14 protein-coding genes are annotated in these 12584 nt (G+C 66.5%); 2 read left to right on the top strand and 12 right to left on the bottom strand.

What is annotated here, in order from left to right:
* Positions 1-930 (bottom strand): LysR family transcriptional regulator, encoded by a 930-nt coding sequence (locus ABKS89_RS07820; protein ID WP_192210075.1) that lies wholly within the window; start codon positions 928-930, stop codon positions 1-3.
* Between the two features lie 93 nt (positions 931-1023).
* Between ABKS89_RS07820 and ABKS89_RS07815 the strand changes: the two genes are divergently transcribed.
* Positions 1024-1620, top strand: a complete 597-nt coding sequence (locus tag ABKS89_RS07815; protein WP_348587798.1) for a short chain dehydrogenase — start codon at positions 1024-1026, stop codon at positions 1618-1620.
* A 131-nt stretch (positions 1621-1751) separates the two neighbouring features.
* On the opposite strand, the gene ABKS89_RS07810 is transcribed toward ABKS89_RS07815, so the two are convergent.
* Positions 1752-2150: a DUF488 domain-containing protein gene (locus ABKS89_RS07810; protein WP_348587799.1), complete on the bottom strand. Its 399-nt coding sequence runs from the start codon at positions 2148-2150 to the stop codon at positions 1752-1754.
* 76 nt (positions 2151-2226) lie between these two features.
* On the opposite strand from ABKS89_RS07810, the gene ABKS89_RS07805 reads away from it, so the two are divergent.
* A complete protein-coding gene (locus tag ABKS89_RS07805; protein ID WP_017521068.1) occupies positions 2227-2895 on the top strand; it encodes a COG3650 family protein in 669 nt (222 codons plus the stop codon).
* 208 nt (positions 2896-3103) lie between these two features.
* Here ABKS89_RS07805 and ABKS89_RS07800 read toward each other — a convergent pair whose 3' ends face one another.
* The 10 genes from ABKS89_RS07800 to ABKS89_RS07755 all read right to left on the bottom strand — a co-directional run bounded on the left by ABKS89_RS07800 (position 3104) and on the right by ABKS89_RS07755 (position 12455).
* Positions 3104-3355 carry a hypothetical protein gene (locus ABKS89_RS07800; protein WP_081517755.1) on the bottom strand — a complete coding sequence of 84 codons (252 nt, stop codon included), beginning with the start codon at positions 3353-3355 and terminating at the stop codon, positions 3104-3106.
* A gap of 14 nt (positions 3356-3369) precedes the next feature.
* Positions 3370-4059 (bottom strand): aspartate/glutamate racemase family protein, encoded by a 690-nt coding sequence (locus tag ABKS89_RS07795; protein ID WP_138212559.1) that lies wholly within the window; start codon positions 4057-4059, stop codon positions 3370-3372.
* 16 nt (positions 4060-4075) lie between these two features.
* A complete protein-coding gene (locus ABKS89_RS07790; protein WP_138212558.1) occupies positions 4076-5176 on the bottom strand; it encodes a PLP-dependent cysteine synthase family protein in 1101 nt (366 codons plus the stop codon).
* Between the two features lie 38 nt (positions 5177-5214).
* Complete coding sequence (locus tag ABKS89_RS07785) at positions 5215-6075, bottom strand: EamA family transporter (protein ID WP_518301033.1); 861 nt, start codon at positions 6073-6075, stop codon at positions 5215-5217.
* 655 nt (positions 6076-6730) lie between these two features.
* Positions 6731-7066 carry a Na+/H+ antiporter subunit G gene (locus ABKS89_RS07780; protein ID WP_348587800.1) on the bottom strand — a complete coding sequence of 112 codons (336 nt, stop codon included), beginning with the start codon at positions 7064-7066 and terminating at the stop codon, positions 6731-6733.
* The gene (locus tag ABKS89_RS07775; protein WP_138212555.1) at positions 7063-7332 is read right to left on the bottom strand and encodes a K+/H+ antiporter subunit F; all 270 of its coding nucleotides are present in this window, start codon (positions 7330-7332) and stop codon (positions 7063-7065) included. Before ABKS89_RS07775 ends, ABKS89_RS07780 begins: the two co-directional genes overlap by 4 nt.
* A complete protein-coding gene (locus ABKS89_RS07770; protein WP_138212554.1) occupies positions 7317-7817 on the bottom strand; it encodes a Na+/H+ antiporter subunit E in 501 nt (166 codons plus the stop codon). Before ABKS89_RS07770 ends, ABKS89_RS07775 begins: the two co-directional genes overlap by 16 nt.
* Positions 7814-9310: a monovalent cation/H+ antiporter subunit D gene (locus ABKS89_RS07765; protein ID WP_348587801.1), complete on the bottom strand. Its 1497-nt coding sequence runs from the start codon at positions 9308-9310 to the stop codon at positions 7814-7816. Before ABKS89_RS07765 ends, ABKS89_RS07770 begins: the two co-directional genes overlap by 4 nt.
* Complete coding sequence (locus tag ABKS89_RS07760; RefSeq protein WP_192289560.1) at positions 9307-9639, bottom strand: Na+/H+ antiporter subunit C; 333 nt, start codon at positions 9637-9639, stop codon at positions 9307-9309. The genes ABKS89_RS07765 and ABKS89_RS07760 overlap by 4 nt, the downstream gene beginning before the upstream one ends.
* Positions 9639-12455, bottom strand: coding sequence for a monovalent cation/H+ antiporter subunit A (locus ABKS89_RS07755; protein WP_348587802.1), 2817 nt, complete (start codon positions 12453-12455; stop codon positions 9639-9641). The genes ABKS89_RS07760 and ABKS89_RS07755 overlap by 1 nt, the downstream gene beginning before the upstream one ends.
* Positions 12456-12584: the final 129 nt, after the last annotated feature.

Raw genomic sequence — 12584 nt, 5'->3', positions numbered from 1 at the left:
TCAGCCTTCCAGCGCGACCAGTTGCATCCGGCTGCGCTCGAACCAGCGCAGCAGGTAGTCCGCCAGCAGCTGCGTGCGGCGCGGCAGGCGGCTCTGGTAGGCGTGGATGAGGAACACCGGCTGGGTCCGGGTCTGGTAGTCGCGCAGCAGCCAGACGAGACTGCCTTCAGCCAATTCCTGCTGAATCATGTAGGAGGGCAGCCGGCTGATTCCCGCGCCCGCCAGCGCCGCCTTCTTCAGCAGGGTGTAGTGGTTGCTCGCCAGCAGGCCGCTCACCGTCACCCGGAACAGTTCGTGGTGGCGCTGGTAGAGCCAGACGTCGCTGTCCTGATAATGGGTGTTCTGCAGGCAGGAATGCCCGGCCAGCTCCGCCGGCACTTCCGGTACACCGTGCTCGGCCAGGTAGTCCGGCGTGGCGCAGGTCAGCTCCTGCAGGGCGAACAGCGGCCGCGCCACCAGGCGTTCGTCCACCGCCAGGCTGCCGGAGCGGATCGCCAGGTCGAAGCCATCGGCCACCAGATCGCGGCGTTCGTTGGACAGGTCCAGCTCCAGGCGGATGTCGGGGTACTGGCGGGAGAACTCCATCAGCCAGGCATCGAAGAAGGTCTCGCCCAGGGACACCGGTACGCTCAGCCGCACCTTGCCCTGCGCCTCCTCCTGCAATGCCAGCACCGCCTGCCGCGCCCGCGCGGCCTGGGCGTTGAGCGCCTGGGCCTCGGGCAACAGCGCGGCGCCCGCGGCGGTCAGTGATAGACGTCGGGTGGTGCGGTGCACCAGGGTCGCGCCCAGGGCCTGCTCCAGCGCGGAAATCCGCTTGGACAGCTGGCCCTTGCTGCAGCCGAGCTTCTCCGCCGCACGGGTGAAGCTGCCGCATTCGAGCAGCACGGCGAAGGCGGAAAGGTCTTCCAGGTCGCTGGCGATTGTTTCCATATGAAAACCAAAGGTTATCGATTGGCGTGATTATCTAAACAGGAGACCACTCTACTCTGAAGCCGTCTTCAGCCAAATCCCTTCGGAGCCTTCATGAAAATCATCCTGATCGGTGCCAGCGGCACCCTCGGCCAGGCCGTCGCCAACGAACTGGGCCAGCGCCACGAGATCATCCGCGTCGGTCGCAACAGCGGCGACTACCGCGTGGACATCACCGACAGCGCCTCGATCCGCGCGCTGTTCGAGCAGGTCGGAGGCTTCGATGCGCTGATCAGCGCCGCCGGCAAGGTGCATTTCGGCGCACTTGCCGAAATGGGCGAGGCGGAAATGGCCGTGGGGCTGAAGGACAAGCTGATGGGCCAGGTGAACCTGGTGCTGATCGGCAGCCAGTACGCCAACGACGGCGCTTCCTTCACCCTCACCACCGGCATCCTCAGCGAACAGCCCATCGTGCTGGGCAGCTCGGCCAGCCTGGTCAACGGCGCGGTGGAAGGCTTCGTGCGCAGCGCCGCCCTGGAACTGCCGCGCGGCCAGCGGATCAACGCGGTGAGCCCGAACGTGCTGGTGGAATCGATGGAAGGCTACGGCCCGTTCTTCCGCGGCTTCAAGCCGGTGCCGGCCGCCGACGCCGCCCTGGGCTTCGCCCGCAGCGTGGAAGGCAAGCAGAGCGGGCAGGTGTACAAGATCTAGTAACGGGACTTCCTCGTAGGGCGCATAACCTGGAACAGGTTATCCGCCGAACCCGTCAGGGCGGATAACGCTGGCGCGTTATCCGCCCTACGACTCCGGTGACGATTTCCCTTGGTTCGCGAGCAAGCCCCCTACTCGGTCTTGCCGGCATAGCAGACCGGGGAACTGCCCTCGCCCTGCTTCTCCAGCTCGTCCTCGAGGAACTCCGCCAGCACCTGCGCGTTGTTGTGCTCCTCGTCCCTGGCCGCATAGAGCAGCGTCAGCGTGCCCTTGCGTGCGAGGTCCAGCAGTCCCATCCAGTGTTCCGGATGGGCATTCAGCTCGCCGTGGTAGGCCTTGCGGAAGACCTCGAACAGACTCGGGTCGTGATGGAAGCGCTGGCGCAGTTCGTTGGACGGCGACGCCTCCTTGGCCCACTGCTCCATGTGCAGGTCTTCCTTGCGAATCCCCCGTGGCCACAGGCGGTCCACCAGCACCCGCTGGCCGTCTTCCTTCGCCGCCGGTTCATAGGCGCGCTTGCAACGAATCATCCGAAATCCTCCGTGTCAGCTTGAGGTGGCCGGCTTCGCTGGGTAACGTGGGCGCACTTTCGAGGGAGCCCGTTCCATGCGATCCAGCCGTTTCATTCTGTTCAGCCTGCTGCCCCTGTTCGCCGCCTGCCAGGTGTGGACGCCGAACAAGACCGATCTTAACGCCTCCACTCGCCTGCAGGGCGAACTGACCCGTCAGGACGGCAAGCTGGTGTTCCGCAGCTGCACCGAGCAGCGCCGCTTCAGCATCGAGGACACCGGCAACACCGGCCTCCCCCGCGATGCGCTGGAGATGTTCAACGACGGCGCCACCTCGCTGTACGCCGACCTGCGCGGCAGCTTCAGCGGCAGCAGCGCCCAGGGCACCGATGGCAAGCTGGAAGTGGCCAAGGTCTATCGCCTGCAGAACGAAGGCTCCGGCTGCGACGACCCGAACTTCAAGCGCGCGGTCGTCCGCGCCCACGGCAACGAGCCGGGCTGGAGCGTGCTGGTGAACAGCCAGGGCATGCTGATCGAGCAGCCGGGCAAGGAGTCGCTGGCGCTGCCGTACATCGCCGAAGGCGTGCCTGACGGCAGCACCAGTTACTCCAGCGAGGCCAACGGCGAGAAGGTCGAGCTGTGGGTCGCTCCGGCACGCTGCCAGGACAGCATGAGCGGCGCACTGAGCAACCTGTCGGCCGAGCTGCGCCTGGACAACAAGGTCATGCGCGGCTGCGCCTATCCGGGCGGTTCCAGCGGCGATTGATTACGCTGGCGCCTGCTCCTGCGGCGGATTACGCTGACGCGTTATTCGCCCTACACAAACGCAAAGCACCGGAGCGCGCCGGTTGGATTCGCGGACAAGGTCCGCTCGTGCGAAGAGCAGACCGTAGGGCGCATAACCTGGAACAGGTTATCCGCCGAACCCGTCGCGGCGGATAACGCTGGCTCGTTATGCGCCCTACAGAGCGGCGTCAGACCAGTAAACCCGCCGCCACCAGCCGCGCCTTCAGCACGGCGAATTCCCCATCGTATTCCCAATAGGCCAGCCGGCCATCGCTGGCGGTCACCAGCACGTACTTCTCGCTGATCGACTGGATGCGCTCGATGCGCACCAGCTTCTCGACGAAATCCGGGTCGGCGACCTGCTCGATCACCTCGCGGTTCTGCTCGTCGTAGCCGTGCATGATGAACGCCGCGCGTACCCTCAGGCTGATGAAGCTCATGCGGTGAGTCCTCCTCAAATGGCCGCGTCGGCCGCGTGCAGGGCATGCAGTGCCGTGGTGTCGAACAGCGGCACCGCGGCGTCCGCCGGGCCGACCAGCAGGGAAATCTCCGTGCAGCCGAGGATCACCGCCTCGGCGCCCTGCTCCACCAGCGCGGCAATGATGCGCCGGTACTCTTCCCGAGATTCGTCGCGAATCCGCCCCAGGCACAGTTCCTCGTAGATGATCCGATGCACCACCTGGCGGTCGGCTTCGTTCGGCGTCAGTACCTTCAGCCCGAACCTGTCCACCAGGCGATCCTTGTAGAACGCCTGCTCCATGGTGAAGCGCGTGCCCAGCAGGCCGACCGTGGCAACACCGGCCGTGCGGATCGCCTGGGCGGTCGGGTCGGCGATGTGCAGCAGCGGGATGTCCACCGCCGCCTCGATGGCCGGCGCCACCTTGTGCATGGTGTTGGTACAGAGCACGAGGAAGTCCGCGCCCGCTGCCTTCAGCGAACGGGCCGCGTCAGCCAGCACACGGCCGGCGGCCTCCCAGTCGCCAGCGTGCTGCAGGCGCTCGATCTCGTGGAAGTCCACGCTGTACAGCGCGACCTTCGCCGAGTGCAGGCCGCCCAGGCGTTCCTTGATGCGTTCGTTGATCTGCCGGTAGTAGGGAATGGTCGATTCCCAGCTCATGCCGCCGATCAGGCCGATGGTTTTCATGCGTCCCTCCATGGGATCAGTCCAGTCCGATGCAGGGCAGATCACCGGGCAGCGCCGCGCCGTGCTCGGCGCACTGGCGTACGGCCTCGATCAGCGGATCGAGGTCGAAGCCCTGGGAAATCAGCCACAGCGGGTTGTAGTAGGTGGTCTCGTAGCGCTCGCCGCTGTCGCAGAGGATCGCCACCACCGAGCCGCTCTCGCGCCGCGCCACCATCTGCCGCGCCACCAGCAGCGCGCCGATCAGGTTGGTGCCGCTGGAGCCGCCGACATGCCGGCCCAGGCGCCGGGCCAGGTAGTGCATGGCCGCCAGCGACAGGTCGTCCGGCACCTTGCAGCAGGCGTCGAGCACGTTGGGCAGGAACGAGGCTTCCACGCGCGGGCGGCCGATGCCTTCGATGCGCGAACCGTAGCTCAGAGTCAGGTCGCGGTCGCCGGTCTTGTAGGACTCGAAGAACACCGAGCGCTCGGCGTCGGCGCAGAGCACGCGGGTGTCATGCCGGCGGTAGCGGGCGAAGCGCCCCAGGGTCGCCAGGGTACCGCCGGTGCCGGGGCTGGAGACCAGCCAGGCCGGCTCGGGGAAACGCTCGTGGCGCATCTGCTGGAAGATCGACTCGGCGATGTTGTTGTTCGCCCGCCAGTCGGTGGCGCGCTCGGCGTAGGTGAACTGGTCCATGAAATGGCCGCCGGTTTCCTTCGCCAGGCGCTCGGACTCGGCGTAGATCTGCGTCGGGTCGTCGACCAGGTGCGCCTGGCCGCCGTAGAAGGCGATCTGCGCGATCTTCTCCTTCGAGGTGCTGGCCGGCACCACGGCAATGAACGGCAGGCCGAGCAGCCGTGCGAAGTACGCCTCGGAGATCGCCGTCGAGCCGCTGGACGCCTCGATCACCGGCGCGCCCGGCTTCAGCCAGCCGTTGCACAACGCATAGAGGAACAGCGAGCGCGCCAGGCGGTGCTTGAGGCTGCCGGTGGGGTGGCTCGACTCGTCCTTGAAATACAGGTCCACGCCCGGCAGGCCAGGCATGTCCAGGGGGATCAGGTGAGTATCGGCGCTGCGCTGGAAATCCGCTTCGATGATGCGGATCGCCTCACGGGTCCAGTTGCGTTCCTGGGTGGCCATCGTGTCGTTCTCCTGGCAGGGCAAGCGGTTCAATGGATTCAGTCCAGCACACCGGCGGGCGATGTGGGCGGCGCGCTGCGCCACTGGCTGAGGGCGACGCCGATGAACACCAGGCCGGCGGCCAGCGCCTGCTGGCCGCTGAGCACCTCGCCGAGCAGCAGCGCGGCGAAGATCAGGGTGAACACCGGGATCAGGTTGATGAAGCCGGTCGCCTGGCTCGCCGGCAGGCGGCTGACGCCGAAGTTGTACAAACCATAGGCGCCGACGGTGACCACGCTGCCCAGGTAGACCAGGGCGAACCAGCCGGTCGGGCCGGGCGCCGCCGGCAGGCCTGAAGTCGCCAGCGCCAGCGGCAGGAAGAACAGCGAGCCGATGAATGCCTGCATCGCAGTGAGGATAAAGGGCGAGTAGCGCGCCGACAGGTGCTTGAGCAACAGGGTGTAGCCGGTGGCGCAGAGCATTGCCACCAGTTCGTAGAAATTGCCCAGCAACGGATTGGGCGCGTGGCGGTCCGGCTCGCTGGCCAGCGTCAGCCAGAGCGAGCCGAGCACCGCCAGGGCAAAGCCCAGCCAGGTGTTGCGGGCGATCTTCTCATGCAGCAGGAAGAACGCGCCGACCGCCACCAGCAGGGGCAGCAGAGCGGTGATCATTCCGGCCTGCGCGGCGCTGGTCTGCTGCAACGCAAGGGATTCGAAGATGAAGTACAGGCAGGGCTCGCAGGCGGCCAGCGCGAGCAGCCACTTCCAGTCGCCGGGGCGGTAGTCGATGCGCCCGCGCCAGCGCCAGGCGGCGAGGAAGATCAGGCTGCCCAGCGCCATACGGGCGAAGATCACCCACATGGCCGGCATTTCCTGGAAGGCGAACTTCAACGCGATGAAGGAACTGCCCCAGAGCGCCATGGCCAGCACCAGGCACGCGAGGGCGAACGGCCGGGATTGCTGCACGGGACGCTCCAGTCAAAAGGTCCCCGGAGTATAGGAGGCGCGCACCGGCGGCCGACAGGTACAGAATCGTGGGGAAACTGTATGGGCTCCTGCAGGTTGATTCAGGTACTCCCGGTGACGTCGAGCCCCTGTTTGAAACGTCGGCCCTGCCGACGGATCGCGGGCATGGCCCGCTCCTACAAGGAAACATCGGCGCCAATCGGTTCGCGAGCAAGGACTAGGCGTCCCCCTCGGTCCTACGAAGAGCCCGCTCCACACCGATCCGGCTTTGGCGTTGGCTCTTGAGGACTTCCAGGGAAATATCCGCGCACGCCGAATGCCCCGTTCAGGAGGCCTCGTTGAAGCGGAGTTTCAGGGGTTGAGCGACATGGATGTCGCGAGAGCGCTGTCGGGCCATGGATGGCCCGTCAGCGCGTGCCCCTGAAACTCCGCTTCAACGAGGGTATTTTTCGCCTAGGCGAAAAACCGGATGTCCGGGGCAAGACCTTTTGGTTCCTTTTGGGGCGTTTGCCAAAAGGGACTCGCCCGAGGGGGCGAAACAAGAAGCTGACGCGCACGCCGAAGCGACGCAGAACACCCAATCCAGAAGCATCGCCAACAAGACTCGAAATCAGTCCCAGGGCTTGCCCTTGGTCCCCCGCTCCACCGGAACCCGCTGCTGCATCGCCGCCTTGGCCAGCAGGTGCGCGCTCACCGGCGCGGTGATGAAGAGGAACACAGTGATCAGGATCTCATGCAGGCTGACGCCTTCGCCGCGCGTGCTGAAGTACAGCAGCGAGGCCAACACCACCCCGCCCACGCCCAGCGTCGAAGCCTTGGTCGGCGCGTGCAGACGCGTGTAGAAGTCCGGCAGCCGGTACAGGCCAATAGCACCAAGCAGGGCAAACAGGCTCCCGGCCAGCAACAACAGGCAGACCAGCGCCTCAACGATCATGTCGCCATTCATTCGATGATGTCTCCGCGCAGCAGGAACTTGCACAGGGCCACGGTGCTGACGAAGCCCATCACCGCGATCAGCAGCGCCGCCTCGAAGTACAGGCCGCTGCCCTTCCAGATGCCGAACAGCACGATCAGCGCGATGGCTTCCACCGACAGGGTGTCCAGCGCGAGGATGCGGTCCGCCACCGAGGGCCCGCGAACCAGCCGCGCCACGGTGAGCAGCACGGCGATACCCAGCAGCGCCAGGCAGATCGGGATCACGATGCCGAGCACGGGAACACCTCCTTCAGCGGCGCCTCGTAGCGCGCCTTGATGTCTGCCACCAGCGCCTGCGGGTCCGGCACGTCGATGCCGTGGACCAGCAGCGTGCGACGGTCGGCGGAGAGGTCGGCGGAACAGGTGCCCGGGGTCAGGGTGATGACGCTGGCGAGGATGCTGATGGCCAGGTCATCGGTCAGCTCCAGGGGAATCTCGACGAAGCCCGGCTGCAGCTTCGCTTTCGGTCCCAGCACCAGCTTCGCCACCTGCAGGTTGGCCACGACTATGTCGTAGAGCACCAGCCCGATGAAGCGCAGCAGCAGGCCCGGCCGCTGGATGCGCGGCGCGGCCAGCAGCAGATTGCGGCACAGCAGCGGGATCGTCAGGCCGAGGAAGGCGCCGAGCAGCCAGTGGCCGAGGGAGAAGTCGTTGACCAGCAACAGCCAGCTCAGCAGCAGCACGCCGCTGAGCAGCGGGTGCGGAAGGATGCGCCGGATCATGCGCCACCTCCCAGCAGGATCGCCTGACGGTAGAGCCCGGCGTCGAGCAACTGCGCCGCCGTGGCCTGTGCATAAGTGATCAGCGGCCGCGCGGCGACCACCATCAGCGGCGCGCTCGCCAGCAGACCGAAGCACGCCAGCATCTTCACCGGTTCACGATTGGCGCTGCCCAGCACGCTCAGGCCGGTACGCCAGAACAGCGTGCTGCCGGCGCGACTCAGCGCGACGATGGTGACCAGCCCGCTGACCAGCACCGCGCTCCACAGCGCGATGGCTTCGCTGCCCCCGCTGACCGAGCGCAGCAGCATCAGCTTGCCGAGGAAGCCCGACAGCGGCGGCAGGCCGGCAACGGCGATGGCGCCGAAGAAGAACGCGCCGCCCAGCAAGTGCGGCTGTAGCAACGCCGGGCCCTGCACCAGTCGGCCAGTCTTCTCGCCGCGCTGGCGGGCAATCAGGTCGGCCAGCAGGAACAGGCCGCCAGCCACCCAGATGCTGTGCAGCAGGTAATAGAGCGCGGCGGACAGCGCCTCCGGCGTGCCCAACGCAATGGCCGCCAGCAGCGTGCCAGCGGAGACCACCACCAGGTACGACAGCAGGCCTTGCAACGTGGTCGCCGCCAGCGCACCCAGCGCCCCGGCGACTATCCCGGCCAGCGCCAGCGGCCACAGCCAGGCCTGCGCGAGGTTCGCCAACTCGCCGGCCTGGTCGCCGAAGATCAGCGTGTAGACCCGCAGGATCGAGTAGATGCCCACCTTGGTCATGATCGAGAACAGCGCCGCCACTGGCGCGCTGGCCTCGGCATAGGCTTTGGGCAACCAGAAGTACAGCGGCAGCAGAGCGGCCTTCAGGCCGAACACCACCAGCAGCAGCAACGCTGCCGCGCGCACCAGCGGCGCCTGCTCGGTGCTCAACTGCGCCACACGCTCAGCCATGTGCGCCATGTTCAGGGTGCCGGTAATGCCGTAGAGCGTGCCTACCGCGAGGAGGAAGAACGCCGAGCCGACGAGATTGAGCACCACGTAATGCACACCCGCGCGTACCCGCCCTGCCCCGCCGCCATGCAGCAGCAGCGCGTACGAGGCGATCAGCAGGATCTCGAAGAATACGAAGAGGTTGAACAGATCGCCGGTGAGGAACGCCCCGTTCAACCCGAGCAACTGGAACTGGAACAGCGCGTGGAAGCGCTTGCCGCGCCGGTCATCCCCGCGCACCGCGTAGATCAGCGACAGGCTGGCGAGCAGCGCGGTGGCAGCGATCATCAGCGCGCTGAGGCGGTCCAGCACCAGGATGATGCCGAACGGCGGCTGCCAGTTGCCCAGCGCGTAGAACTGCACCACGCCGCTGTCGGCCTGTTGCAGCAGCACGGCGGAAAGCGGCAGCAGCGCCAGGGTGGCGAGCAGCGACAGGCCGCGTTGCAGGCGCTCGCCCACGAGCAGCAGTGCGCAGCCGGCGAACAGCGGCAGCAGGACCGGAAGGATCAGCCAGTGGTTCATCGACCGTCCTCCCCTTCGCCGCCATCGACATGATCACCACCGGTATCCGCCAGCCCTCGCAGGGCCAGCACGATGACGAAGGCCGTCATGGCAAAGCCGATGACGATGGCCGTCAGCACCAGCGCCTGGGGGATCGGGTCACCGGCGTTGGCGACCTTGCCGATCACCGCCGGGTCGCCGGCCAGCCGGCCCATGGCGAAGAGGAACAGGTTGACCGCGTAGGACAGCAGGGTCAGCCCCAGCACCACTGGGAAGGTGCGCGCACGCAGCAGCAGATAGACGCCGCTGGCGGTCAGCAGGCCGAGGGCGATGGCGAACAGCGCTTCCATCAGGGCGCCTCCTTGGACAACAGCGGCTCTCTCAGCTCTAACGAGGGGGGCGGCGCAGTGACCGAACCCAACCCGGAAAGAATCAGCAGCGTCGCGCCAACCACGGTGAAGTACACGCCCAGGTCGAAGAGCATGGCCGTGGCCAGTTCTATGTCGCCCACCAGCGGAATGTGGAAGTGGCCAAACGCCGAGGTGAGGAACGGGAAGCCGAAGAACCACGCGCCCAGCCCGGTCAGCCCGGCGATCAGCACGCCGAGGCCGGCGAGACGGCTGTAGTCCAGCGGCAGGCGCGTGCTCACCCAGCGGCTGCCGCAGGCGATGTACTGGAGAATCAGAGCCACCGAGGTGATCAATCCGGCGATGAAGCCGCCGCCCGGCAGGTTGTGGCCGCGCAGGAAGATGAACACCGAGACCAGCAGCGCCAGCGGCAGCAGCAGGCGCGACAGCGTGGCGAGGATCGGCGGGAAGCGGTCCTTCGCCCACGCACGGCCTTCGTCGTCACTCTCGCGGCGCAGCAGGCGCAGGCCGTCGAGCAACGCGAAGATGCCGACCGCGGCAATCGCCAGCACGGTGATCTCGCCGAGGGTATCGAAGCCGCGGAAGTCCACCAGGATCACGTTCACCACGTTGTGCCCGCCGCCACCGGAGACGCTGTTCTCCAGGTAGTAGCCGGCGATGCTGTCGTAGGGACGGGTGAGCACGGCGTAGGTCAGCAGCGTGACCATCACGCCGGCGCCAATGGCGATCACGAAATCGCGCAGGCGGCGCAGGCTGCTGGAGGTCTTGGGCGTGCGTGCCGGGAGGTAGTAAAGCGCCAGCATCAGCAGGACGATGGTCACCACTTCCACCGACAACTGCGTCAGCGCCAGGTCCGGTGCGGCGAAGCGGGCGAAGGCCAGCGCCACCAGTAACCCGGCGATGCTGAGGATCACCAGCGCGGTCAGGCGCTGGCGATGGAACCAGACGGTGAGCGGCCCGGCGATGGCCAGCAGGATCAGTCCCAGCGCGGTGATGCCATCCAGCGGGGTCTGCGCCCTATCACCGGCAATGCCCGGCAGCGGTGCAAGACCGGCGAACACCACCACCACGGCGGCCAGCACCAGCAGCATGGCGTAGCGCTGCAGCGAGCCGTTCTCCAGGTAGCCAGTCACTCGTGTAGCAAAGCGCACCACACGCTGCACCTGCTGTTCGAACACCAGCTTGGCGTCCATTGCCGGCAGCCCGGCGTACCAGTCGAACAGCGGTTTGCGCAGCACGTAGAGCAGCACGCCGCCGGCAGTGGCGACGAAGCTCATCGCCAGCGGCGCATTGAAGCCGTGCCAGATCGCCAGGCTGTACTCGGGCGGCGCGCTATTCAGGCTCGATGCGGCGGCACCGGCCAGCAGCGGGCCGACGATAACCCCCGGCATGACACCCACCAGCAGGCAGATCAGCACGAGGATTTCCACCGGCACCTTCATGTAGCGCGGCGGCTCGTGGGGGTGCGGGTTAGGCAGGTTGATCGGCTCGCCGTTGAAGAACACGTCGTGGATGAAGCGCACCGAATAGCTCACCGAGAACAGCGCGCCCACGGTCGCCAGCGCCGGGATCACCCAGTTGAAGCTGCCCATCATGTTCTGCGCCAGGGTCTCGCCGAAGAACATTTCCTTGCTGAGGAAGCCGTTGAGCAGCGGCACGCCGGCCATGGATGCCGACGCCACCATCGCCAGCACGGCGGTGTGCGGCATGTACTTCCACATGCCGTTGATGCGGCGCATATCGCGGCTGCCGGTCTCGTGGTCGATGATCCCGGCGGCCATGAACAGCGAGGCCTTGAAGGTGGCGTGGTTGATGATGTGGAAGATCGCCGCGACGTTGGCCATGGGAGAATCCAGGCCGAACAGCAGGGTAATCAGGCCCAGGTGGCTGATGGTCGAGTAGGCCAGCAGGCCTTTGAGGTCGTTCTGGAACAGCGCCATGAAGGCGCCCATCAGCAGGGTCGCAAGCCCCGTCAGGCTGACCAGGTAGAACCACAGGTCGTTGCCCGACAGCAGCGGGTACAGGCGCGCCAGCAGGAAGACGCCGGCCTTTACCATGGTCGCCGAGTGCAGGTAGGCCGACACCGGCGTCGGCGCCGCCATCGCGTGGGGCAGCCAGAAGTGGAACGGGAACTGCGCGGACTTGGTGAACACGCCCAGCAGCACCAGGCACAGCGCCAGCGGGAACAGCGGGCTGGCCTGCAACACCTCGCGGGCACCCAGCACCGTGGAGAGTTCGAAGCTGCCGACCACATGGCCGATCAGCAGGATACCGGCGAGCAGCGCCAGGCCGCCGCCACCGGTGACCGCCAATGCCATGCGCGCGCCCTTGCGCGCATCCGAGCGATAGCCCCAGAAGCCGATCAGCAGGAACGACGACAGGCTGGTCAGCTCCCAGAACACCAGCATCAGCAGCAGGTTTTCACTCAGCACCACGCCGAGCATGGCGCCCATGAACAGCAGCAGGAAGGCGAAGAAGCGCCCGGCAGGCTCCTTCTCGGACAGGTAATAGCGGGCGTAGAGGATCACCAGCAGGCCGATGCCGAGGATCAGCAGGGCGAACAGGAAACCCAGGCCGTCCAGGCGCAGGCTGAGGTTCAGGCCCAGTTCCGGCAGCCACTCCAGGCGCTGCACCTGCGGCTCGCCGCCCAGCACCGAGCGCTGCCCCAGCAGCAGGATCAGCCCGGCCAGCGGCACCAGCCCGGTGGCGGCGGCGCAGGCAGTACGGCCGAAACGCTCGGCCAGCAACGGCAGCAATACCCCGAGGAAAGGCAGCGCGATGATCAGCGCCAACATCATGACCCACTCCTTTTCACCGCCGGACGGTGTTCAGAAAGGCAACCCCGCGCACAGGCGACCGGCTTGCGAAGGCGACGATTATCCATATCTATCGATTACGCGTCATGGATTGAATTATTACGAAATTGC

Source organism: Pseudomonas sp. LABIM340 (assembly GCF_040017195.2).
Lineage (GTDB): Bacteria > Pseudomonadota > Gammaproteobacteria > Pseudomonadales > Pseudomonadaceae > Pseudomonas.
The sequence above is the reverse complement of the archived record's forward strand: the minus strand, read 5'-3'. Positions and strand labels throughout refer to the sequence as shown.